20 protein-coding genes and 1 tRNA gene are annotated in these 23,127 nt (G+C 72.4%); 13 read left to right on the top strand and 8 right to left on the bottom strand.

Features of this window, described 5'->3' with window-relative positions; all coding sequences use genetic code 11:
• Positions 1 to 32: 32 nt before the first annotated feature.
• Both ACIRQF_RS26835 and ACIRQF_RS26840 read left to right on the top strand, forming a co-directional pair.
• The gene (locus ACIRQF_RS26835) at positions 33 to 449 is read left to right on the top strand and encodes a hypothetical protein (protein WP_404095692.1); all 417 of its coding nucleotides are present in this window, start codon (positions 33 to 35) and stop codon (positions 447 to 449) included.
• On the top strand, positions 446 to 3,835 hold the full coding sequence (locus tag ACIRQF_RS26840; RefSeq protein ID WP_404095695.1) for an NACHT domain-containing protein: 3,390 nt from the start codon (positions 446 to 448) through the stop codon (positions 3,833 to 3,835). The genes ACIRQF_RS26835 and ACIRQF_RS26840 overlap by 4 nt, the downstream gene beginning before the upstream one ends.
• Positions 3,836 to 3,880: 45 nt before the next feature.
• On the opposite strand, the gene ACIRQF_RS26845 is transcribed toward ACIRQF_RS26840, so the two are convergent.
• On the bottom strand, positions 3,881 to 5,278 hold the full coding sequence (locus ACIRQF_RS26845) for a gluconate:H+ symporter (RefSeq protein ID WP_404095697.1): 1,398 nt from the start codon (positions 5,276 to 5,278) through the stop codon (positions 3,881 to 3,883).
• A 170-nt stretch (positions 5,279 to 5,448) separates the two neighbouring features.
• A complete protein-coding gene (locus ACIRQF_RS26850; RefSeq protein WP_389756368.1) occupies positions 5,449 to 5,985 on the bottom strand; it encodes a gluconokinase in 537 nt (178 codons plus the stop codon).
• A gap of 147 nt (positions 5,986 to 6,132) precedes the next feature.
• Here ACIRQF_RS26850 and ACIRQF_RS26855 point away from each other — a divergent pair, with 147 nt between their 5' ends.
• From ACIRQF_RS26855 to ACIRQF_RS26870, 4 genes are all read left to right on the top strand, one after another.
• Positions 6,133 to 6,834: a FadR/GntR family transcriptional regulator gene (locus ACIRQF_RS26855; protein WP_376637204.1), complete on the top strand. Its 702-nt coding sequence runs from the start codon at positions 6,133 to 6,135 to the stop codon at positions 6,832 to 6,834.
• Between the two features lie 314 nt (positions 6,835 to 7,148).
• Positions 7,149 to 8,621: an amino acid permease gene (locus ACIRQF_RS26860; protein ID WP_389756371.1), complete on the top strand. Its 1,473-nt coding sequence runs from the start codon at positions 7,149 to 7,151 to the stop codon at positions 8,619 to 8,621.
• 335 nt (positions 8,622 to 8,956) lie between these two features.
• Positions 8,957 to 10,042, top strand: a complete 1,086-nt coding sequence (locus ACIRQF_RS26865) for an S-(hydroxymethyl)mycothiol dehydrogenase (RefSeq protein ID WP_376637206.1) — start codon at positions 8,957 to 8,959, stop codon at positions 10,040 to 10,042.
• Positions 10,042 to 10,671, top strand: a complete 630-nt coding sequence (locus ACIRQF_RS26870; RefSeq protein WP_403528894.1) for an MBL fold metallo-hydrolase — start codon at positions 10,042 to 10,044, stop codon at positions 10,669 to 10,671. The genes ACIRQF_RS26865 and ACIRQF_RS26870 overlap by 1 nt, the downstream gene beginning before the upstream one ends.
• On the opposite strand, the gene ACIRQF_RS26875 is transcribed toward ACIRQF_RS26870, so the two are convergent.
• Both ACIRQF_RS26875 and ACIRQF_RS26880 read right to left on the bottom strand, forming a co-directional pair.
• The gene (locus tag ACIRQF_RS26875; RefSeq protein WP_382487969.1) at positions 10,655 to 11,587 is read right to left on the bottom strand and encodes a pseudouridine synthase; all 933 of its coding nucleotides are present in this window, start codon (positions 11,585 to 11,587) and stop codon (positions 10,655 to 10,657) included. The genes ACIRQF_RS26870 and ACIRQF_RS26875 overlap by 17 nt on opposite strands.
• A gap of 63 nt (positions 11,588 to 11,650) precedes the next feature.
• Positions 11,651 to 11,738, bottom strand: a tRNA-Leu gene (locus tag ACIRQF_RS26880).
• Positions 11,739 to 11,950: 212 nt separating this feature from the next.
• Between ACIRQF_RS26880 and ACIRQF_RS26885 the strand changes: the two genes are divergently transcribed.
• The 3 genes from ACIRQF_RS26885 to ACIRQF_RS26895 all read left to right on the top strand — a co-directional run bounded on the left by ACIRQF_RS26885 (position 11,951) and on the right by ACIRQF_RS26895 (position 14,624).
• Positions 11,951 to 13,276 (top strand): M20/M25/M40 family metallo-hydrolase, encoded by a 1,326-nt coding sequence (locus tag ACIRQF_RS26885; protein ID WP_376637209.1) that lies wholly within the window; start codon positions 11,951 to 11,953, stop codon positions 13,274 to 13,276.
• A 167-nt stretch (positions 13,277 to 13,443) separates the two neighbouring features.
• Positions 13,444 to 13,677 carry a chaplin ChpH gene (gene chpH / locus ACIRQF_RS26890; protein WP_123450641.1) on the top strand — a complete coding sequence of 78 codons (234 nt, stop codon included), beginning with the start codon at positions 13,444 to 13,446 and terminating at the stop codon, positions 13,675 to 13,677.
• 119 nt (positions 13,678 to 13,796) lie between these two features.
• The gene (locus tag ACIRQF_RS26895; protein WP_404095702.1) at positions 13,797 to 14,624 is read left to right on the top strand and encodes a chaplin; all 828 of its coding nucleotides are present in this window, start codon (positions 13,797 to 13,799) and stop codon (positions 14,622 to 14,624) included.
• 118 nt (positions 14,625 to 14,742) lie between these two features.
• Here the strand turns inward: ACIRQF_RS26895 and ACIRQF_RS26900 are convergent, their stop codons facing one another.
• Positions 14,743 to 14,931 carry a DUF5703 family protein gene (locus tag ACIRQF_RS26900; RefSeq protein WP_125749393.1) on the bottom strand — a complete coding sequence of 63 codons (189 nt, stop codon included), beginning with the start codon at positions 14,929 to 14,931 and terminating at the stop codon, positions 14,743 to 14,745.
• Positions 14,932 to 14,978: 47 nt separating this feature from the next.
• On the opposite strand from ACIRQF_RS26900, the gene ACIRQF_RS26905 reads away from it, so the two are divergent.
• Entirely contained in the window at positions 14,979 to 15,614 is a 636-nt protein-coding gene (locus ACIRQF_RS26905) for a hypothetical protein (protein ID WP_382486926.1), read from the top strand.
• 99 nt (positions 15,615 to 15,713) lie between these two features.
• Here ACIRQF_RS26905 and ACIRQF_RS26910 read toward each other — a convergent pair whose 3' ends face one another.
• Together ACIRQF_RS26910 and ACIRQF_RS26915 are read right to left on the bottom strand one after the other, a co-directional pair.
• Entirely contained in the window at positions 15,714 to 17,936 is a 2,223-nt protein-coding gene (locus tag ACIRQF_RS26910) for a helix-hairpin-helix domain-containing protein (protein WP_404095706.1), read from the bottom strand.
• Positions 17,933 to 18,916, bottom strand: a complete 984-nt coding sequence (locus ACIRQF_RS26915; protein WP_404095709.1) for an aldo/keto reductase — start codon at positions 18,914 to 18,916, stop codon at positions 17,933 to 17,935. The genes ACIRQF_RS26910 and ACIRQF_RS26915 overlap by 4 nt, the downstream gene beginning before the upstream one ends.
• Positions 18,917 to 19,237: 321 nt before the next feature.
• On the opposite strand from ACIRQF_RS26915, the gene ACIRQF_RS26920 reads away from it, so the two are divergent.
• Positions 19,238 to 20,287 (top strand): LLM class F420-dependent oxidoreductase, encoded by a 1,050-nt coding sequence (locus ACIRQF_RS26920; protein WP_376637214.1) that lies wholly within the window; start codon positions 19,238 to 19,240, stop codon positions 20,285 to 20,287.
• A gap of 219 nt (positions 20,288 to 20,506) precedes the next feature.
• The gene (locus tag ACIRQF_RS26925; RefSeq protein ID WP_404095712.1) at positions 20,507 to 21,292 is read left to right on the top strand and encodes a ferritin-like domain-containing protein; all 786 of its coding nucleotides are present in this window, start codon (positions 20,507 to 20,509) and stop codon (positions 21,290 to 21,292) included.
• A gap of 30 nt (positions 21,293 to 21,322) precedes the next feature.
• Here ACIRQF_RS26925 and ACIRQF_RS26930 read toward each other — a convergent pair whose 3' ends face one another.
• Entirely contained in the window at positions 21,323 to 22,315 is a 993-nt protein-coding gene (locus ACIRQF_RS26930; protein ID WP_389756403.1) for a magnesium and cobalt transport protein CorA, read from the bottom strand.
• A gap of 93 nt (positions 22,316 to 22,408) precedes the next feature.
• On the opposite strand from ACIRQF_RS26930, the gene ACIRQF_RS26935 reads away from it, so the two are divergent.
• On the top strand, positions 22,409 to 23,098 hold the full coding sequence (locus ACIRQF_RS26935) for a histidine phosphatase family protein (protein ID WP_376637215.1): 690 nt from the start codon (positions 22,409 to 22,411) through the stop codon (positions 23,096 to 23,098).
• Positions 23,099 to 23,127: the final 29 nt, after the last annotated feature.

A 23,127-nucleotide genomic window follows, 5' to 3' on the forward strand; every position in this document is an offset into this window, starting at 1 on the left:
CAACAAGGCCGCCGAGGCGGCAGGATGACGGTGTGACACGTCGAGCGATCCTCATTTCGGTCGGTGCTGTCGTCGCCCTGGGCGGCCTCGCGGCCTTCCTCGTGCTGCAGGGGCTCGACGACGCCGACAAGTGGAGCAGTGTGCTCAGCCTCTTCTTCACCGTCGCGGGCTTTCTGCTGACCGTGGCCGGGCTGCTGTCGGGCCGGCCGGCCCAGTCGGCGGACGACGCCACGGCTCAGGGGTCGGTGCACCAGATCCGGGGAGTGGCGGGCGACGTCGTGATCGGGCGTCGCTCCCCGACGCCGGCGCCCTCACCAGCAGGCACCGGCACCAGCCCTCAGCCGGGCCAGGCCGCTCAGTCGGCTCGGGGCGTGCGGACGGGAGGAGATCTCCCGCAGGTCGACGGCGTGGGCGGCTCGGTGCGGATCGACCCGGAGTCCACTCCGTGAACGCTCGGTGGAGCCGCTGGCTGAGGCGCGGGCAGAACGCGGCGGGCGCCACCGCCGACGGGGACATCACGCTCATCAGCCACGTCCAGGGCAACGTCACGGTCGTCTCCGCCGCCGTGCCCCCTCAGGCGGGCACCCCGGACACGGAGTCGGCCTACGCCGCCTACGCGAGGTGCGTGCGCCAGCGCTACGGCCGTCTCGACCTGGAGGTGCTCACCCCGCTCCGGGAGCAGGGCGAGCATCCCGTCGTCCCGCTGCGCGAGGTCTTCGTCCCCCAATCCGTACGGGCCGACCCGCCTCCCGTCGAGCTGCCGCCGGAACTCCTGCGCCGCCTGATGGACCCAGCCGAAGCCGAGCTGCACGAACTGCCGCCCGGTGTCGACCGCGAGACCGTGGAACGGGTCCGTCGCGCCTATCAGGAGCGCCCGCCGCAACCGGTCCTGGACGTCCTGACCGCGGCCGGGCACGGACACCTCGTCCTGCTGGGCGACCCGGGCGCGGGAAAGTCCACCCTCGCCCGCTACCTGGCCCTCGCGCTCACCGCCCCCGAGCCGCCGCCCGGCCTGGAGCCCTTGCGGGACCGAGTGCCCCTGATCGTGGAACTGCGCAGCTACGCGCAGGCCGCCTGGCGCGAGCAGAGCTTCGAGAACTTCCTCGGCCACCAGCACGCGACGGAGGGCCTCGGCCTGCCGCCCGGGCTCCTGGCCGACCTCCTCGCGGGCCAGGGGCCTCGTACCGCACTTGTGATCTTCGACGGTCTCGACGAACTCTTCGAGAAGGACATCAGAGACGCCGTCACCCGGCGCATCGCCGGTTTCGCCGCCCGCCACCCCCGGGCCCGCATCCTCGTCACCTCCCGCGGCTACGGCTACCGGCGCGCGGTTCTCGACGGTGCCGGGTTCGCCAACTTCATGCTCCAGGCCCTCGACCGCGCCCAGATCGGCGCCTTCACCGAGCAGTGGTTCGCCGTCGCCTGTCCCGAGGACCCCGAGGGAGGCCGCAGGATGGTCGCACGGGTCTCCTCGGCTGTCGACGGTTCGCCGTCCGTTCGGGAACTCGCCGGAAACCCCCTCATCCTCACCATCCTCGCCATCATCGGCCGCCGCCGCGAACTTCCGCGCGACCGCAGGACGGTGTACGAGCACGCCGTCGACGTCCTGGTGGAACACTGGGACCCCAGCAAGTACCTCAAGGACCGCCGGGTCGAGGAACACCTGCCGTACCTGGCCGCCGAGGACAAGCGCGAACTCCTGCGCCTGATCGCCCGCCGGATGCAGGAGGGCCACGGCGGGGTCGCGGGCAACCACATCGCCGGCCCCGACCTCGTCCAGCACTTCGAGGACTACCTGAAGGACCGCTACGCCCTGCCTCCGGACCGCGCGGCCACCGCGGCCCGGATCATGCTCGACCAGTTCCGTCACCGGAACTTCGTCCTCAGCCGTTACGGCGGAGAGATCTACGGCTTCGTCCACCGCGCCTTCCTCGAGTACCTCACGGCGACGGACCTCGCCCACCGCTTCCACCACACCCGCGAGCTGACGGAGCAGGACCTCCAGGACCTGTTCGAGGCCAAGGTCGCCGATCCGGCGTGGCAGGAGATCCTCCTGCTGCTCGTCGGGATGCTGGACGAACGCTTCGTGGCCGGGGTGATCGACCGGCTGCTGGCACCGCGCCGGGTCGCCGTCCCCCTCACGGCCCAGGGCGACCGGGCCTTCACGGAAGTCGCCTTCGTCGCCCGGGCCCTCGCGGAGGTGCGCCGCCTGGGCGTACTCGCACCGCAGAGCGCGGCGCTGGTGCGGAGGATCACCTCGCTGTTCGAGCAGGCGGAACTGTTGGGGCAAGGCTTCCTCTACCCGTACGACAAGGCGGGCACGCTGAGCTCGTCCCTGGCGGCGCTCGGCGGGAACTGGAGCGGCTGGGACGAGTACGCGACCTGGTATGACCGGCGACCCGTCCATGACGAGCAGCGGGAAGCGGACCGGACCCTGTCCGTCAACCGGATCGGGCAGCTGGCCGCGGACATCCTGGTCTCCCGCTCAGAGGGGGAGGGACACCGGCTCCGTGCGGAGACCGCGGAGACCGTGCTGCGCAGTCCCCACCGGGAGGTGCGCTACCGGATGCTGGTGCGGATCCTCAGCGTGCTGGGCGAGCGGCCCGAACTGCTGGGGGTCTTCGAGCGCCGCCTGCGGGCGGAACCGAGCCCGGCCGTCCGGGCGGCACTCATTCCGTCGCTGGTGCGCGGACCACGCGCCGAAGAGGACTGGGCGATCCGGCTCGCGGTGGAGTGCCTGACGCGCGAGGCCGACGCGTGGGTCAGGGGGGACAGCATGCGGCGGCTGCCGACTGCCGTGACCCGCGTTCCCGAGCTGCGCGCCGTCCTCGAGCAGGCGCTGGACGACCCGTCTCCCGGGGTGGGCAGGCTCGCCTTCGACCGCTTGGCCAGGGATCCGGACCGCGAGCGCAGCATGGCCCTGCGCCGCTCCGCCCTGGCGCAGGAGGACGCCGAGCTCCGTGTGCGGGCGTTCCGCGGGGTGCGGGAGGGCGGCGGTGACGACGATCACGGGCTCCGGACGCTCGCCGAGGACACCGTGCGCGACGAGGCGCACGCGCGAGTCGTCGCCGCCGCGCTCGACACCTTCGGGGCGCGAGCGCTTGACGTCCCCCGGCTGCGCGAGCTGGTGCTGTCGTGCTGCGGGCACGCCGACGCCGAGGTCAGGCGGACGGCGCTGAGATGCCTCACCCGGACCACCTCGCCGGACGAGGACATGGTCGCCCGGAGCGCCCACCTTCTGGACCACGATCCGGACAGGGGTGTGCGACGGGCCGCCTTGTCCACGATCGCGGCGCTCAAGGGTGATGCGGCACGGGAGTTCCTCGCCGAGCGGAGCCGTTCGGCGCCGCAGCCCGAGGCACGCCTGGACGCCATCAACGAACTCGCCATGTCGGGCAGCGGGATCGGCCTCGAGCTGGTGGGCGAGCGACTGCGCGCCGAGGCCGACGAGTCCGTTCGCACCGGCCTCGCCCACGCGCTGCTCGCCTGGAGCGACGTCCGGAACCCCGATCGTGCCGAGGAGGCCCGGATCGCTCTCGACCTCGTCCGGAACGACCCGAGCGCCCAGGTGCGCGCGGCGGCTTTCGACCGTCTCGCCGAGTGCCACGACGACGTGCCCGCGTTGCTCGCCCTCGCCGAGGACCGCTATGCCCACGACACCGACGAGGATCTCCGTTCCGCCGCCTTCGGGCTGATGGCCGACATCCGGCGGGACGACCCGGAACTCCTTCCCGTGCTCCGGCACGCGGCCGCGCGCGATACCGGCAGGATCGCCACGCGCGCGGTCCGGCTTCTCGGCCACCTCGCGCCGGAGGGCCGGCCGGACCCGACCTGACGTCGGTCCCGCCGGCCCTCCGGGCCCCAGAGGTTGTCGTCGCCGCTACAACACCAGGGACAGCAGCAGCACGAAGACGATGCCGAACACCGAGATGATCGTCTCCATCACCGACCAGGTCTTGACCGTCTGGCCGACGCTCATCCCGAAGTACTCCTTCACCAGCCAGAATCCGGCGTCGTTGACGTGGCTGAAGAAGAGTGAACCGGCGCCGATCGCGAGGACCAGCAGCGAGACCTCGGTCGTCGACATGCCCTCCGCGAGGGGGGCCACCAGGCCGGCCGCCGAGATGGTGGCCACCGTGGCCGAGCCGGTCGCGAGCCGGATCGCGACCGCGATCAGCCAGGCGAGCAGCAGGGCCGGGATCGACCAGTTCTTCGAGAAGTCGAGGATCATCTGGCCGACGCCGATGTCGATCAGGGTCTGCTTGAAGCCGCCGCCCGCGCCGACGATCAGCAGCACGCCCGCGATCGGGGCGAGCGACTTCTCGGCGGTGGAGGACAGGCGCTCCTTGGTGAAGCCGGCCGCGCGGCCCAGCGTGAACATCGCGACTATGACGGCCGTGAGCAGGGCGATCAGCGGCGAGCCGATGACGTCGGTGACCTTCTGCACGCCGTTCTCCGGGTCGTCGACGACGATGTCGACGAGCGCCTTCACGAGCATCAGGACCACGGGCAGCAGCACGGTCGCCACGGTGACGCCGAAGCCGGGGCGCCTCTCCAGCTCCTCCGACGGACGCGTCGGGATCATCTTCTCCGGGGCCGGGATGTCCACCCACCGGGCGGCGAACCGGGAGAAGACCGGGCCGGCGATGATCACGGTCGGGATCGCGACGAGCAGGCCGAGGGCGAGGGTGATGCCCAGGTTGGCGCCGACCGCGTCGATCGCGACGAGCGGGCCCGGGTGCGGCGGGATGAGCCCGTGCATGACGGACAGACCGGCGAGGGCGGGGATGCCGATCCGCATCAGGGAGTAGTTGCCGCGCTTGGCGACGAGCAGCACCACGGGGATCAGCAGCACGATGCCGACCTCGAAGAACAGCGGCAGACCGATCACGGAGGCGATGAGGACCATCGCCCACGGCATGGACCGCCCGCCGGCCTTGGCGAGGATCGTGTCGACGATCTGGTCGGCGCCTCCGGAGTCGGCGAGCAGCTTGCCGAGGATCGCGCCGAGCGCGATGAGGACGCCCACGCCGGCCACGGTGGTGCCGAGTCCGGTGGTGAAGGACTTGATGGTGTCCGCGAGCGGGGCACCCGCGAACGCGCCGAGCGCCAGCGACCCGATGGTCAGGGCGAGGAACGCGTGCAGCTTGAACTTGGTGATGAGCAGGACGATGACGGCGATGCCGGCGAGGACGGCGATGCCGAGCTGGGCGTTGCCCGCCGAGGTGATCGGTTCGGCGGCGTCCGCTGCCAGGATCTCGACACTGAGACTGGTCACGGTGGTCCCTTTTGGGTCAGAGGGATGGGACGGGGGTGCGGGGGGTGGGGCCTGCGGTGCTGCGGGGTCTGCGGTGACGACGTTTGCCGCGGTGACTGCGGTGACTGCAGTGAGTGCGGTAGCTGCGGTGACTGTGGTGGTGCGGGGAGACGTACGCGCGGGGAGCGGCGCTAGCCGGCGAGACGGCGCAGCGCGGTGACGGCCCGGGCGGTGATGTCCTCGGGGGTGCCCGAGACGTCGACGGCGACGCCGGCCTCGTCCTCCTCCAGGGGCTGGAGCGTGGCGAACTGCGAGTCGAGGAGCGCGGTCGGCATGAAGTGGCCCTTGCGCGCGGCCATGCGCCCCTCGATGAGCTCCCGGTCGCCGGTCAGATGGAGGAAGACCACGCCCGGAGCGGCCGCCCGCAGCCGGTCCCGGTAACTCCGCTTCAGCGCCGAGCTGCTCACCACGCCGCCGAGCCCGGCCCGGTCATGCGCCCACGCCCCGATGGCGTCGAGCCACGGCTCGCGGTCCGAGTCGTCGAGCGGGACGCCGGCGGACATCTTGGCGACGTTGGCCGCCGGGTGGAAGTCGTCGCCCTCCGCGTACGGGAGGTCGAGCGCCCGGGCCACCATCGGGCCGATGGTGGTCTTGCCGGTCCCGGCGACGCCCATCACGACGACGACCTGGGGGCGGTCCGCCGTGCCGGACTGGGGGGTGGTGCTCATGGGTGGTGCCTCGCTGTCTTCTTCGACATCGATCCGTCGCGCTCATGAAACCCATTGGGTACGACGTATTCAAGAGTCTGTGACATAAACGTCGTACTTTTTGTTCCCGGCTGTGGTCCCGTCATTGATCGCGCATAGGCTGACCACATGACGACACCGGCCCAGGGGCTCCACCCGCACGTCCTGAGCACCCTGGGTCTCGCGATCACCGCGGGGGAGTACCCGCCCGGCAGTGTGCTGCGCACCGACGAACTCGCCGAGCGCTTCGACGTCTCCCGGACCGTGGTGCGCGAGGTCGTCCGTGTCCTCGAGTCCATGCACCTCGTCGAGTCCCGGCGCCGGGTCGGCGTCATCGTGCTGGCGACCGAGCGCTGGAACGTCTACGACCCGCAGGTCATCCGCTGGCGCCTGGCCGGCACCGACCGACCCCGCCAGCTCCGTTCGCTCACCGTGCTGCGCTCCGCGATCGAGCCCGTCGCCGCCGGGCTCGCCGCACTGAACGCCACCCCCGAGCAGTGCCGCGAGCTCACCGAGCAGGCCCTCGGCATGGTCGCCACCTCGCGCGGCCGCCGGCTGGAGGCCTACCTGGTGCATGACATCGCCTTCCACCGGGTGGTCCTCAACGCCTCCGGCAACGAGATGTTCGCGCGGCTTGGCGACGTCGTCGCCGAGGTGCTCACCGGCCGCACCCACCACCAGGTGATGTTCGAGGACCCCGACCCGGCCGCCGTCACCCTCCACGTCCAGGTCGCCGAAGCCGTAAGGGAGAGGAACGCGGTCCGCGCCGAGGAGCTGACCCGGCAGATCGCCGTCGGCGCCCTCAAGGAACTCGACGTCCTCGCTCCGTGACGGCTGCCGGTCGCCGCGCGGCTCGTGACGGCTGCCGGTCGCCGATCCTCCCGTGACGGCTGCCGGTCGCCGCGTCGCCCGTGACGGCTGCCGCTCGCCGATCCTCTCGTGACCACTGCCGGTCACCACACCTCGGCGTTTCGTTTACCCGCCCGTAACCTCTGAACTAGCTCAAATAAGGGCTTTCAGTGACATCCGCCACAGTCAGTCGGCCGCTTTTGCCGTGAGGATGTGCGCTGGCCGTGCCGGAAACCCCACAAGGGCACGGCCGGGTACCGCACAGACCCTTCCCCCTCACGAAGGCGAACAACTCCATGAGTGACCGCATCACTGCGGCCGACCCGCTGTCCGCCGACCCGGCAGCCCCGGCAGCCTCCCCGACGCCCTCCCACGTGGACGCCGGTGACGCCGGATACCGCAAGGACCTCAAGTCCCGGCACATCAACATGATCGCCATCGGCGGCGCCATCGGAACGGGCCTCTTCCTCGGCGCCGGCGGGCGCATGTCCAACGCCGGCCCCTCGCTCTTCATCGCGTACGCGGTGTGCGGCCTCTTCGCCTTCTTCGTGGTCCGGGCCCTCGGCGAGCTCGTGCTCTACCGCCCCTCCTCCGGCGCCTTCGTGTCCTACGCCCGTGAGTTCATGGGCGAGAAGGGCGCCTACACGGCCGGCTGGCTGTACTTCCTCAACTGGTCGACCACCGCCGTCGCCGACATCACCGCCGCGGCCACCTACGCGCACTTCTGGTCGATGTTCAGCGACATCCCGCAGTGGGTGCTGGCGCTGATCGCCCTCGCGATCGTCCTCGCCGCCAACCTCATCTCCGTGAAGTACTTCGGTGAGATGGAGTTCTGGTTCGCCATCGTCAAGGTGGCCGCCCTGGTGGTCTTCATGCTCGTCGGCATCTTCCTCGTGGCCACCTCCCACGACGTCGGCGGCCACACCCCGGGCCTCTCCAACATCACCGAGAACGGCGGCATCTTCCCGAACGGCGTCATGCCGATGCTGCTGCTGATCCAGGGCGTCGTCTTCGCCTACGCCTCCGTCGAACTGTGCGGCGTCGCCGCCGGCGAGACCGAGAGCCCCGAGAAGATCATGCCGAAGGCGATCAACTCGATCATGTGGCGCGTGGGCCTGTTCTACGTCGGCTCGGTCGTCCTGCTCGCGCTGATCCTTCCGTACACCGCGTACTCCGGCGACCAGAGCCCGTTCGTCACCGTCTTCGACAAGCTCGGAATCCCCGGCGCCGCCGGTGTGATGAACCTCGTCGTCCTCACCGCCGCGCTGTCCAGCCTGAACTCCGGGCTCTACTCCACCGGCCGCATCCTGCGCTCGATGTCGCTGTCCGGCTCCGCGCCGAAGTTCACGGGCGTCATGAACAGGGGCGGCGTTCCCTACGGCGGCATCCTCCTCACCGCGGGCTTCGGCGTCGCCGGCGTCGTCCTCAACGCCAAGATGCCCGAGGACGCCTTCGAGCTGGTGCTGAACTTCGCCTCCATCGGCATCATCGGCACCTGGGCGATGATCATGGTCTGCTCGCTCCTCTTCGTCCGCCGCGCCAAGGAGGGCAAGCTCGTCCGCCCCTCCTACCAGCTGCCCTGGGCCCCGTACACCCAGATCGTGACGCTCGGCTTCCTCGCCGCCGTCCTGGTCCTCATGTGGATGGACGGCGGCGTCGGCCGCACCACCGTCAACTGCCTGCCGCTGGTCGCCGCGGCGCTGGTCGGCGGCTGGTTCCTGGTCCGCGGCCGGGTCCGCGCGACCGCCGGCGACCACAAGGAGGGCTGACCTCCCCTTCCCGCCCCAACGGGAAGGCCCCCGCTTCCCCCCACGGGAAGAGCGTGACCCCCGCGAGCGGCCCTCCCCGCCTCGCGGGGGTCACGCGCATCAGCGGCCGCGCCCGATCTCCTGCCGCCCCCCGGGCTCCGGCCCGATCGCCATCGGGACGGTCAACGTGACCACCGACGACTCGAGTTCATCGCTCCTCCGGTCCCCTGATGCCGTGTCATGCCGGTACGGGCGAAGACCCCGCATGATCGGGCGAAGGTCACGGGCTGCGCGTAGCCTGGCCGATATCGTCACATCCGTAACACGGATCACCGTTTCGGAGGAAGGAAGTCACGATGGCGCAGCAGGTCCAGGGGGTCATCGCCCCCGGCAGGAACGAGCCGGTCCGGGTCGAGACGATCGTCGTTCCCGACCCCGGCCCCGGCGAGGCCGTCGTGAAGATCCAGGCGTGCGGCGTCTGCCACACCGACCTCCACTACAAGCAGGGCGGGATCAACGACGAGTTCCCGTTCCTCCTGGGCCACGAGGCCGCCGGAGTCGTCGAGTCCGTCGGCACGGGCGTGACCGACGTCGCCCCGGGCGACTTCGTGATCCTCAACTGGCGTGCCGTCTGCGGCCAGTGCCGGGCCTGTCTGCGCGGGCGCCCCTGGTACTGCTTCGCCACCCACAACGCCGAGCAGAAGATGACGCTGCTCGACGGCACCGAGCTCTCCCCGGCGCTCGGCATCGGCGCCTTCGCCGAGAAGACCCTCGTCGCCGCCGGCCAGTGCACCAAGGTCGACCCGGCCGTCGCCCCCGAGGTGGCGGGCCTCCTCGGCTGCGGCGTGATGGCCGGCATCGGCGCCGCGATCAACACCGGCAACGTCGGCCGAGGCGACTCCGTCGCCGTCATCGGCTGCGGCGGCGTCGGCGACGCGGCCGTGGTGGGCTCCCGCCTCGCCGGAGCCGCGAAGATCATCGCCGTCGACATCGACGACCGCAAGCTGGCCAAGGCCACCGAGATGGGCGCCACCCACACGGTCAACTCCCGCACCACCGACCCCGTCGAGGCGATCCGCGAGCTCACCGGCGGCTTCGGCGCCGACGTCGTCATCGAGGCCGTCGGCCGCCCCGAGACCTACCAGCAGGCCTTCTACGCCCGCGACCTGGCCGGCACCGTCGTCCTGGTCGGCGTGCCGACCCCCGAGATGAAACTCGAACTCCCGCTCCTCGACGTCTTCGGCCGCGGCGGCGCGCTCAAGTCCTCCTGGTACGGCGACTGCCTGCCGTCCCGCGACTTCCCGATGCTCATCGACCTGCACCAGCAGGGCCGGATCGACCTCGGCGCCTTCGTCACCGAGACCATCGGGCTCGGCGACGTCGAGAAGGCCTTCGCGCGCATGCACGAGGGCGACGTCCTGCGCTCGGTGGTGGTCCTCTGATGGCGGCCCGCATCGACCACCTGGTCACCTCCGGCACCTTCAGCCTCGACGGCGGCACCTGGGACGTCGACAACAACGTCTGGATCGTCGGCGACGACACCGAGGCGATCGTCGTCGACGCCGCCCACGACGCCGAGGCGATCCTCGCCGCCCTCGACGGGCGCACCCTGCGCGCCATCGTCTGCACCCACGCGCACGACGACCACATCGACGCCGCCCCGGCCCTGGCCGCCGCCACCGGCGCCCGGATCCTGCTCCACCCGGCCGACCAGCCGCTGTGGAAGCTGACCCACCCCGACCACAGCCCGGACGGGGACCTCGCGGACGGTCAGGTCCTCACGATCGCCGGGACCGACCTCCACGTCCTGCACACGCCCGGCCACGCCCCCGGCGCGGTCTGCCTGTACGCCCCCGACCTGGGCACCGTCCTCACCGGTGACACCCTCTTCCAGGGCGGCCCGGGCGCGACCGGCCGGTCCTTCTCGGACTTCCCGACGATCATCGGGTCGATCCGCGAGAAACTGCTCGTCCTGCCGCCCGAGACGACGGTCCGCACCGGCCACGGCGCGACCACCACGATCGGCGCGGAGGCCCCGCACCTGGAGGAATGGATCAAGCGCGGCCACTGAGCCGCAGCCGGCTCTCGAACCGCCGGAGCTCCCCGCCGAAGGGATCGGCGAACTCCAGGCGCCGCGCGAGCAGTTGCAGCGGCCGTCCGAAGTCCTCGGCCCCTTCCTCCCGCACGACCGGGAACAGCGGATCGTGCAGGATCGGCAGCCCGAGCGCGTCCATGTGCACCCGCAGCTGATGGGTCCGCCCGGTCGCCGGCACCAGCCGGTACCGGGCGAGCCCGCCCTCCAGCCGGGCGGACAGCTCGATCCGGCTCTCGCTGTTCGGCTCGCCGGGCACCTCCCGCGCGGCCAGGGTGCCGCGCTCCTTCTCGATCCGGCTGCGCCGCGTCACGGGGAGCCCGACCCCGGGGTCGTACGCGGCCACGGCCTCGTACTCCTTGCGTACCGCGCGGTCCCGGAACAGCGTCTGATACGCCCCCCGGTCCTCCGGCCGTACGACGAAGAGCACGAGGCCCGCCGTCAGCCGGTCCAGCCGGTGTGCCGGCTGCAACGCGGGCAGCCCCAGCTCCCGCCGCAGGCGTGCGACCGCCGTCTCCGTCACATGCCGTCCCCGCGGCATCGTCGCCAGGAAGTGCGGCTTGTCCACCACGACGATCCGCTCGTCCCGGTGCACCACACCGACCTCGAACGGCACCCGCTCCTCCACCGGAAAGTCCCGGTGGAACCAGAGGCATCGCCCGGCGACGTACGGCTCGTCCCCGGCCACGGCCCGCCCGTCAGCCCCGACGAACCGTCCCTCCCGCGCCATCTCCGCGACCCGCGCCGCCCCGACGGCCCCGCCGTACCGCGCCACGAGATGCTCGAGCACGGTCCCCCAGAGCCCCCCGGGATCCTCGGGCAGCCGCACCCGCACCGCGTCGATGCCGTGCCGCTGGGGGAGGGGGGAGGAGGGGGCCTTGGATCTGCGTCTCACCGGACCACCCTAAACGTCCCCCGACATGCGAAAAGGCCCCACATGACGTGGGGCCTTCTCAGCTGGTGTCCGAGGGGGGACTTGAACCCCCACGCCCGATAAAGGGCACTAGCACCTCAAGCTAGCGCGTCTGCCATTCCGCCACCCGGACCAGGTGTGTGCGTCTTCTTGGGCCGTTCGGCCCTTCCGACGAGGAAAACCATAGCAAACATTCGAGGTGGCCGATCACCACCCCCGTCCCGGTCTCGGCATGTGACGGACGCATGTCGGTCGGCGGACGCCCTTGGGCGTCGAGCGGGGCGCGCGGGAGGATGGGGGAGATCAGCAGCAGTCCACGTGGGGCACGTAGTGGGAGGAAGCAGCGTGAGCGAGTCGAACACCGGCCGGGGCGTCACGGGCGAGGACGAGGTCGTCGACCTCTGTCGTGACCTCATCCGCATCGACACCAGCAACTACGGCGACCACTCGGGCCCGGGCGAGCGGGCGGCGGCCGAGTACGTCGCGGAGAAGCTCGCGGAGGTCGGTCTCGAGCCGAAGATCATCGAGTCGCACAAGGGGCGGGCCTCCACCGTCGCCCGGATCGAGGGCGAGGACCCGTCGCGGCCGGCCCTGCTCATCCACGGGCACACCGACGTCGTTCCGGCCAACGCCGAGGACTGGACCCACCACCCCTTCTCGGGCGAGGTCGCCGACGGCTGCGTCTGGGGCCGGGGTGCGGTCGACATGAAGGACATGGACGCGATGACCCTCGCGGTCGTCCGCGACCGGCTGCGCAGCGGCCGCAAGCCGCCGCGCGACATCGTCCTCGCCTTCCTCGCCGACGAGGAGGCCGGCGGCACCTACGGCGCCCGCCACCTGGTCGACAAGCACCGCGACCTCTTCGACGGCGTGACCGAGGCGATCGGCGAGGTCGGCGGCTTCTCCTTCACCGTCAACGAGAACCTGCGGCTCTACCTCGTCGAGACGGCGCAGAAGGGCATGCACTGGATGCGGCTGACCGTCGAGGGCACGGCCGGCCACGGCTCCATGACCAACAACGACAACGCGATCACGGAGCTCTGCGAGGCCGTGGGCCGCCTCGGCCGCCACCAGTGGCCGGTCAGGGTCACCAAGACCGTGCGCAGCTTCCTGGACGAGCTCTCGGACGCGCTCGGCACCCCCCTCGACCCCGAGGACATGGACGCCACCCTCGCCAAGCTCGGCGGCATCGCCAAGATGGTCGGCGCCACCCTGCGCAACTCCGCCGCCCCCACCATGCTCGGTGCCGGCTACAAGGTGAACGTCATTCCCGGCCAGGCCACCGCGCACGTCGACGGGCGCTTCCTGCCCGGATACGAGGAGGAGTTCCTCGCCGACCTCGACCGCATCCTCGGCCCCCGCGTGAAGCGCGAGGACGTGCACGGCGACAAGGCCCTGGAGACGAGCTTCGACGGCAGCCTGGTCGACGCGATGCAGCTCGCCCTGCGCGCCGAGGACCCGATCGCCCGGGCGGTGCCGTACATGCTCTCCGGTGGCACGGACGCCAAGTCCTTCGACGACCTCGGCATCCGCTGCTTCGGCTTCGCGCCGCTCCAGCTGCCGCCCGAGCTCGACTTCGCCGGCATGTTCCACGGCGTGGACGAGCGGGTCCCGGTGGACGGCCTGAAGTTCGGCGTCCGGGTCCTCGACCGCTTCATCGACGCGTCCTGACGCCCGTCGGCGCCTCCTGACCTCCCTGGGGCGGGCGGAAATCGACCGCGCGTGCGTGCACCACCGGAAAGAGTGAATGCCCGAGGGGGCTCGTAGCCCCCTTGGTCCCCCCTCGTTACAGGTGGTGCGGTCCGCGGCTGGGACCGCATTGCCAACAAGGAGGAATAATGATCAAGAAGGTCGTCGCTGCTGCGGCTGCCACCGGCGGTCTCGTTCTCGCGGGTGCGGGCATGGCCGTTGCCGACGCGGGTGCCCAGGGTGCCGCCATCGGTTCCCCCGGCGTGCTCTCGGGCAACGTCGTCCAGGTGCCGGTTCACATCCCCGTGAACGTGTGCGGCAACACGGTCTCCGTGATCGGGCTGCTGAACCCCGCCTTCGGCAACACCTGCGTCAACGCCTGACGTTGAGCCTCGACCCCTGAGGGTCTGAGCCAAGGCCGGCCCCGGAGTGCGTGCCATGCACTCCGGGGCCGGTGGTCATTTCTCGCGAGCCGCGCAGGCACGGAAGCAGGTCATCAGCAATGCGACAGGTCACACGCATCACCCGTAAGAGCATCTTCACCGTCGCCGCGGCGGGCGGCGTGATCGCCCTCGGCGGCGGCTACGCCCACGCCGACGCGGGAGCCGCCGGTGCGGCGTCCCACTCGCCGGGCGTCGCCTCCGGCAACAACGTCCAGGTCCCGGTCCACGCCCCGGTCAACATCTGCGGCAACACCGTCAACGGCATCGGCCTCATGAACCCGGCGTACGGGAACTCCTGCGCCAACAAGAGCCGTCCCGGCGGCGGCTACGGCGACGAGCACGCCCCCGGCTCCTCCGCCGGCGGGCACGCCTCGAACTCGCCGGGCGTCGCCTCCGGCAACCAGGTCCAGGTGCCGATCGACGCCCCCGTCAACGTCTGCGGCAACAGCGTCTCGGCCGTCGGCCTGGGGAACGCCGCGTACGGCAACGACTGCGGGTACGGGGTCGAGCCGACGAACCCGGGTAACCCGGGTAACCCCGGGAACCCGGGTAACCCCGGGAACCCGGGGAATCCGGGCAACCCCGGGAACCCGGGGAATCCGGGCAACCCCGGGAACCCGGGTACGCCTGGCAATCCCGGTACGCCCGGCACCCCTGGCACCCCCGGCACCCCTGGCAACCCCGGCACCCCTGGTGGCCCCGGTGACTCCGGTGGGCACCAGCCCGGCGGGCCGAACACGCCCGGTACGCACACGGTCACGCAGAACCGGCCCACCGAGGAGCTCGCCCACACCGGCGCCGGGTCGCTCGGGGTGGCCGTCCCGGTCGGCGCGGGCATGCTGCTCGCCGGCTCCGTGATCTACCGCCGGGCGCGCCGCAGCGCCTAGGCCGTTTCCTTCGGATCAGGCCAGACCCCGCGAGCCCGGCAAGATCCGAAAGAGACGGCCTAGCCCGAGGCTCCGCCGCAAACCGGAAGGGCCCCGCTCTGCGGGGCCCTCTCCCATGTCACCAGGTGGCGCGGATCTGACGGATGATGCGCCGGCGCAGCCGCACTCTGCGACTGCCGTCCCGGTGCAGGCTCAGGCGGTCCAACTCCCAGTGTCCGTACTCGGCATGGTCGGTCAGAAGCCGCGTCGCCTCCTTGCGGGAGACGCCACGCGGCACGTACACGTCGACAAATTCGTATTCCGGCATCGCATCTATTGTGCGGCCAAGGGGTCGGTACGGATAGCGTCTCTCCTATGTCTGATGCTGCGCAGCCCACCGCTGCCGAGGTACGTGCCGCCGCCGAGGCGGTCAAAGCCGCACTGGACCGTCACCTCGCGGCGGTCGAACGCCGCACCGGGGACGACGACCCGGCCGTCTACGAGGCCTTCAACGCGCTCGCCGCGGCGGCGGAGGCGTACGACGAGGTCCTGTACGACCGGTACGACGAGGTCACACCCTTCGAGATCCCCGGCGCCGACGACTCCCTGCCGCCCTACGCGGGACCGGAGGAGCCGCACGCCGTGAGTGTCCTGATCCGCCGAGATTACGCCGTGGTGGAGCCCCAGCGGCTCATCGCGCAGGCCCGGCGCGTCACGGACCTCGGACGGGACGAGGAGGCGGGGACGACCCACGCGGCCCTCGGTGTGCTCTTCGGCGAGTACGAACCTGACGAAATCGCGTCCCGTCACAAGGATTTCGGCCTGGAGGAGGGGGACTCCACCCTCTGGGTCGAGGCCGCCGAGGACCTTCCGGAGCCGGGCGAGTGGCTGCCCGCCCCCTTCGACCACGCCGATCCCGAACGGATCGTCTGCCGCTTCGACGTCAGTGCCGTCTTCGACGACGAGGAGGAGACGGACGAGGAACCGGCGGAGCGGGTCCACCGGGTCTGAGGGAACGCGGTGCGGGACGGCCCCGGACCGTGACGGCCGGGGCCCCGGATCACGGGCGCCCTCCCCGCATGCACGGGGAGGGCGCCCGCCGCTCTTCCGTCAGCCCTCGTCCCCGTCCTGGAGGAGCGCCTCCAGGAGCGGCCGGAGGCGGGTCGTGCGCTCCGGGGGCAGGCCCTCGGCCACCGCGCGCGGCAGGGCCTGGTCCACGCCGTGGACGACGGACAGATGCCGCTCCGCCCGCCCGAACGCCGTGTAGACCCAGGCCCGGCTCAGGCCCCCGGCCGCGTCTCCCGGCAGCACCACGACCGCGGCCGGCCAGCGCGAGCCCGCCGCCTGGTGCGCGGTCAGCGCCCAGCCGTGCCGCAGGGCCGACTCGACGCGCTCCTTCGGGACGACGACCTCCGCGCCGCCGCAGTCCAGGTGCAGACCCGCCGCGTCGGCCGAGACGACCGTGCCCGTGACCGTACGGCCCGGGGCGGGGGAGTGGGCCACCCGGTCGCCGGGGTCGTAGCCGCCGAAGCGGCCGGGCCCCGGGTTGATCCGCTGCTTGAGCGCCGTGTTCAGGGCGCGGGTGCCGGCGGAGCCGCCGTGGCCGACCGTGATCACCTGCGTCTGATCGGCGGGCACGCCGATCGCCCGCGGGATGGAGTCGGCGACGAGCTGGACGGTGCGGTGCACCGCCTCGCCGGCGTCCCGCACCGGGACGATCACGACCTCCTTCCCGGGGGCCTCGACCTGGCTCAGCTCGCCGATGCCGATGCCCGAGACCAGCTCGCCGAGCGGGCCCGGGTCCGGCGTGCGGGAGGCGATCTGCGGGGCGATCCGGGCGGCCAGCAGATCGGCGAAGACCCGCCCGGGACCGGGCGCCGCGAGGACGTACGGGTCTCCGGACAGCACCAGACGGCAGCCGTCGGGCAGCGCCTCGACCAGCGCGGCGGCGCTCTCGACGTCGAGCTGCGGTGCGTCCAGGACGCAGAGCAGGTCCAGGGCGAGCGTGCCCTCCGCGTCCCGGCCGGTCCCGGCCGTGCCGGAGAGCAGACCGGCCAGGGGCACGGCGCCGTCGCGGGCGGTGTGGGCCGCCAGCGCGACCCGCAGGCCGCGTGCGCGGGCGGCCTCGGCCAGCGCTGCCGGTTCGGCGCGGGCGGCCTCGCCGCCGGTGTGCAGCACCAGACCGTGCGCCCCGGCGGCGCGGGCCAGCTCGGGGCCGTCCCACTCCGCCGGCTCGACCGTGCGGATCAGGCGGGCGAGCCCGTCGGCGAGGCTCTCCTCGGCGAGGGCGTAGCGCTCGAGGCCGAGCAGCACGGGAGCCTGCGGGCGCTGCTCCGCGAGGCCGGCGGCCTCCGGTGCGTCCTCCTCGGGGTCCTCCTCGGTCTCGTCCTCGTGCTCCTCCTCCTGGAAGACCAGCACCGCGGCCTCGGAGACGGCGAGTTCCACGGCCTTGTCGGGCTCGGGCACCGACAGCCTGGCCAGCCCGTCCCGTACGGCACCGATCTCCAGGGCCGTGTGCCCCTGGAGGGCCGCCTGCTCCAGGAGCCACGCGGCCAGGGCCACGGTCCGGCGCGGGTCGGCGGGCCCGCATTCCGCGCCGAGCAGCGCCCGCCCGAAGCCGTCCGCCTGCTCGGGCCGCACCCCCGGAACGGAGAGCAGCTGCCACGGGTCGTCCTCGAGGGCGCGCGCGGCTCCCTCGCCCAGCACCGCGGCCACCTGGCCGGCGAGGGCCTCCGGGGCGCCGCCCCGAACGAGCACCTGTCGCACGGCCGTGGTCGTCTCCTCGGTCACCGCGGGAGGCCGGGGCGCAGGCGGGCGCACGGTCGTCTCCGGTGCCGCGGCAGGGGCCGGACGCGACGGCGCGGGCGCCTCGGCGCGCGGGACCGCGACGGGCTTGGCGCCGCTCTCCACCGCCCGCACGGCCGCGAGCAGGTCGGCGGCCGTCCCGCTCAGCTTCGCGCCGGCCTCGACGGGGCCGCTCCGCTCGGCCTTCCGCTGCTCGATCTTCGCCCGGAACTCCCGCTGCGCCGCGAGCTCCGCCTGCGCCTCGGAGACCCCGGGAGCCTCCGCCCCCGCCGCGTCGCCCTCGCCCGCCGCCGTCGCACCCGACTCCGCATCCGCTCCGCCGTCCCCGTCGCCGTCGCCGTCGCCGTCCGCCGGGACTTCGGCCTCGGCCGCCGCCGCCGCGTCCGGCGCGGGCTCGTCGTGACCCGGGGCGGCCGTCGTGTCGGGCGACCCCGTGCCCTCCGTCGGGTCGGCGGCCTTGGGCTCCGCGGGCTCGCCCGGCGGGGTGGGGGCGGCCTCGGGCGTGGTGTCGCCGGAAGGCTCGGTCACAAGGTGCTCCAGTCGTGATCCGGATAGCGGTGCACGGGCGCCGACACGTCGTCGAGGGCCCGGCAGATCTCGTCAGGAAGACTAAGGCTCTCCACTGACAACGCGGCCGTGAGCTGCTGCGCGTTGCGCGCGCCGATGATCGGCGCGGTCACTCCGGGGCGGTCGCGGACCCAGGCGAGCGCGACCTGGAGCGGGGTCGTGGCGAGACCGTCCGCCGCGGTGCTGACCGCGTCCACGATCCGGCTGGCCGTGTCGTCCAGATACGGCTCCACGAAGGGCGCCAGGGTCTCCGAGCCGCCGCGCGAGTCCGCCGGTGTCCCGTACCGGTACTTGCCGGTGAGGACCCCGCGGCCGAGGGGCGAGGAGGGCAGCAGCCCGATGCCGAGGTCGAGCGCGGCGGGCAGCACCTCACGCTCGACGCCCCGCTGGAGCAGCGAGTACTCCATCTGCGTCCCGGCGAGCCGGGTGCGCTCCCCGGAGAGCTGCCAGGTGCCGGCCTTGGCGAGCTGCCAGCCGCAGAAGTCGGAGACGCCCACGTAGCGCGCCCGGCCGGTGCTGACGGCGATGTCGAGGGCCTGGAGGGACTCCTCCAGGGGCGTGCACGGATCGAAGGCGTGCAGCTGCCAGAGGTCCACGTAGTCCGTGCCGAGCCGGGCGAGCGAGGCGTCGAGGGCCGCCAGGAGGTGCCCGCGCGAGCCGTCGGTGCGCCGGTCCGGGTCGGGGACGCTGCCGGCCTTGGTCGAGATCACCAGGTCCCGGCGCGGCACCAGGGCCTTGTCGGCGACCAGTCGCCCGAGCAGATACTCCGCCTCGCCGCCCCCGTACACGTCCGCGGTGTCGACGAGCGTGCCGCCCGCGTCCCAGAACGCCTTCAACTGCTGCGCCGCGTCGTGCTCGTCGGTGTCCCGGCCCCACGTGAGGGTGCCGAGCCCGAGCCGGGACACGCGCAGGCCGGTACGTCCGAGATGCCTCTGCTCCATGGCCGCGAGAGTACTGGCCACGGCACCACGCGGAGAGAGCCTGTGGACAACCTGTCCACAGGCCCTGGGGGTGCCATGTCGATCGGCCGGGCCCGCGGGTGTCCGGTGCGCGCGTCCGCGGGGCCGTCGTCGGTCGCCAGGGCTCGGCCCTGGCTCCCTCCTCCGCCGTGCGGCCGCACGCACCGGGCAGCGCTCCCTGACCCGGCCCGATCGGCAGGCCCCCTGCCCCGCGCCCGCCCGGACCGCCTCCTGACGAACGCCGGGGCCGCGCGCTAGAGTCCCGCCAACGAAGACGTTACCGATGGGTAAGGGGTACGTGGCATGCGGCTCGGCATCAACCTCGGCTACTGGGGCGCGGGCATGGACGGCGACAACCTCGCCGTGGCCCAGGAGGCGGACCGCCTCGGCTACGACGTCTGCTGGGCGGCGGAGGCCTACGGCTCCGACGCCCCGACCGTGCTGTCCTGGGTCGCGGCCAAGACGGAGCGGATCGACGTCGGCTCGGCGATCATGCAGATTCCGGCCCGGCAGCCCGCGATGACGGCGATGACCGCCGCAACGCTCGACTCGCTCTCCGGCGGTCGCTTCCGCCTCGGCCTCGGCGTCTCCGGCCCCCAGGTCTCCGAGGGCTGGTACGGCGTCAAGTTCGACAAGCCGCTCGCCCGCACCCGCGAGTACGTCGAGATCGTCCGCAAGGCGATGACCCGGGAGCGCCTCAGCTACCAGGGCGAGCACTGGACGCTGCCGCTGCCGGACGGCCCGGGCAAGCCGATCAAGCTCACGGTCCACCCGACCCGCCCGCACATCCCGCTCTACATCGCGGCCATCGGCCCGAAGAACCTGGAGCAGACCGGCGAGATCGCCGACGGCGCCCTGCTCATCTTCCCGGCCGCCGAGCATCTGGAGGACACCGCGCTGCGCCACCTCCGCGCGGGCCGCGAGAAGGCCGGGCTCACCATGGAGGGCTTCGACGTCCACCCGACCCTGCCGCTCGCCCTCGGCGACGACATCGACGCGCTGGCCGACATCTTCCGTCCGTACACCGCCCTCTACGTGGGCGGTATGGGCAGCCGCAAGCAGAACTTCTACAACCAGCTCGCCCAGCGCATGGGCTACGAGAAGGCCGCGGCCGAGATCCAGGACAAGTACCTGGCCGGCGACAAGGACGGCGCCGCGGCGGCCGTGCCGCGTCAGCTCATCGACCAGACCACCCTGCTCGGCTCCGTCGACCGGATCGCCGACCGCATGAAGGCCTACGCGGCGGCCGGCGTCACCACCCTGACCCTCGCCCCGGCCGGCTTCACCCTGGACGAGCGCCTCGCGGCGCTCCGGGCGGGCGTGGAGGCCCTGGAGCGGGCCGGACTCGCGTAACGCGTGTCATCGGAGGAAGTCTGCGGCCGTGGTGGGGGCTCGGGGGTCTTCCCCGCCACGGCCGTCACGCAGCACAACGCGTGAGCGGCCCCCGGGTTACGCGCCCCGCGGCACCTCTCCCGCCCGTCTCCCGTACGTCGTTCGGCCCAGCCTCCCGGCCCTCCTGTTGCCCGCCCGGGCGCGGCGCACTTGACTCGTACACCACGGGAGGTGGCAGCCATGCTCACGGCCAAGAGCCTGTTCCAGGAAATCATCGACAACGACGAGTCGTTCCAGCTCTTCTGCTCCATCGCCGCCAGCGGCGAGGCGCAGGGAGGCTGGGAGAACGGGCGGATCGCCGCGCTCGTCGCCCCCGGCATGAGGGAGCTGGCCCCCAAGATCTCGCGGCACGGCGCCGACGAGGAGAAGCACGGCCGGATCTTCAACGCCCTCATGAAGAAGCGCGGGCTCGAACCCGTCCCGGTGCCGCCGGAGACCGACTACACGATGCTGCTCGAACGGCGCGGGATCGGTCTCGCCCACGACAAGCTGCGCCGCGACGAGCCGCTGACCGAGCGGGACGTCATCGTCTACCTCAGCCACAGCCGGGTCACCGAACAGCGGGCGGCCGACCAGATGGGCCTGCTGGTCAGGTACTTCGGGGACCACCCCGAGCTCGGCAAGGCCATTCACATGATCGACAACGATGAGGTCAACCACCTCTCGTACTGCCACGAGGAGCTGCTCCGCCTCAACGAGGAGGGGCACGGACGCCTCATCCAGCGCGTCCTGCGCGAGTCCGCGCTCGCCGAGATCCAGGTGTACCGGGACGTCAGCCTCGCCGTGATGAGCCACATGGGCCGCATCCTGCGCTGGCCCCGGGCGAAGGCCGCCGTCCTCGCCGCCGGCATCCACGGCGTGTACGCGTACGAGCGGGCGGCCGGCTGGCACAGGATGGTCGGCCTCAGGATGCCCGAGCGCCTCGACGCCCTCGGGGGGCCCGCGACCCCGGCCCCGGCCTTCTGAGACCGCCCCTCCCCGCGGGGTCCGGCACCGTCACATCCAGCCGCGCCGCTTGAACAGCCGGTACAGGAGCGTGACGGTGCCCGCCATGAGCAGGATGACCGCCGGGTAGGACCACGCCCACCGCAGCTCCGGCATGTGCGCGAAGTTCATGCCGTAGATCCCCGCGACCATCGTGGGGACCGCGGCCATCGCCGCCCACGCCGAGATCTTCCGCATGTCGTCGTTCTGCCGTACGCCCATCTGCGCGAGATGCGCCGACAGCACGTCGGACAGCAGCCGGTCCAGCCCCTCCACCTGCTCGTTGGCGCGCAGCAGATGGTCCTGCACGTCACGGAAGAACGGCATGGCCTTGTCGTGCACGAAGGGCACCGTGCCCGTCGCGAGCCGTGCCATCGGCGCCGACAGGGGGCTCGCCGCCCGGCGGAACTCCAGGACCTGCCGCTTGGCCGTGTAGATCCGCTCCGCGGTCCGCGCCGGGCTGCCGCCGGACGGCGCGAAGACGTCCGCCTCCAACTCCTCCAGGTCGATCTGGAGCTCCCCGGCGACGTCGATGTAGTGGTCCACGACCGCGTCGCAGATGGCGTACAGGACCGCGGTCGGCCCGTGCCGCAGCACGTCCGGCGTGGCCTCCATGCGCCTGCGCACGGCCGCCAGCGGACTGCCGGAGCCGTGCCGCACGGTCACCACGAAGGAGTCGCCGACGAAGACCATCACCTCTTCCGAGCTGACCCGGTCGCTCCGGGGCTCGTACACCACCGGCTTGAGCACGACGAACAGACAGTCGTCGTACACCTCCAGCTTGGGCCGCTGATGCGCCTTCAGGGCGTCCTCCACGGCCAGCGGGTGCAGCGCGCACTCCGAGGAGACGTGGCCGAACTCCTCCGCGGTCGGCTCGTAGAGCCCGACCCACAGGAACGCGTCCCCGGTCGCCCGCGCCTCCGCCAGCGCGTCCGACAGGTCGGCGGGGCTCTCCGTCCGTTGTCCGCGCCGATAGATGGCTGAGTCCACGATCACGCGCCGTATTCTCCCCCGGTTCGCCCCGGAGCGCATCCGCTGGGGCGCCGGCGTACCCCGTCCGGTGCCGCCGCCCGGCTCCGCGCGCTTAGGCTGGCCGACATGGCCACGCTGATCCTCGTACGGCACGGACGTTCCACCGCCAACACCTCCGGGGTGCTCGCCGGGCGCACGCCCGGGGTCGCCCTCGACGAGCGCGGCGCCGCGCAGGCCGCCGCGCTGCCCGAGCGGCTCGCCGGGGTGCCGCTCGCCGCCGTCGTCACCAGCCCGCTGCAGCGCTGCCGCGAGACCGTGCGGCCGCTGCTCGACGCCCGACCCGGACTCCCGCTGCACGTCGAGGACCGGATCAACGAGTGCGACTACGGCGACTGGTCGGGCCGCAAACTCGCCGAACTCATGGACGAGCCGCTGATGGGGGTCGTGCAGGGGCACGCCTCGGCGGCGGCCTTCCCCGGCGGCGAGTCCATGCGTGCGATGCAGGCCCGGGCCGTGGACGCCGTGCGCGACTGGAACGCCCGGATCGAGGCCGAGCACGGCGAGGACGCCGTCTACGCCATGTGCTCGCACGGCGACATCGTCAAGGCGATCGTCGCCGACGCCCTCGGCCTCCACCTCGACCTCTTCCAGCGCATCCAGGTGGACCCCTGCTCGGTCACCGTGATCCGCTACACCCGGCTGCGCCCCTTCCTCGTCCGCCTCGGCGACACCGGCGACTTCGCCGCCCTGCTCCCGCGCGAGACCCCGGCCGACCGGGGTGCGGCGGAGGTCGGGGGCGGTGCGGGCGCCCCGTGATCCATCCGCGCAGTAGGGTGGACGCGCCG

It is taken from the genome of Streptomyces sp. NPDC101191, assembly GCF_044767915.1.
In the GTDB taxonomy this organism is placed as follows: domain Bacteria; phylum Actinomycetota; class Actinomycetes; order Streptomycetales; family Streptomycetaceae; genus Streptomyces.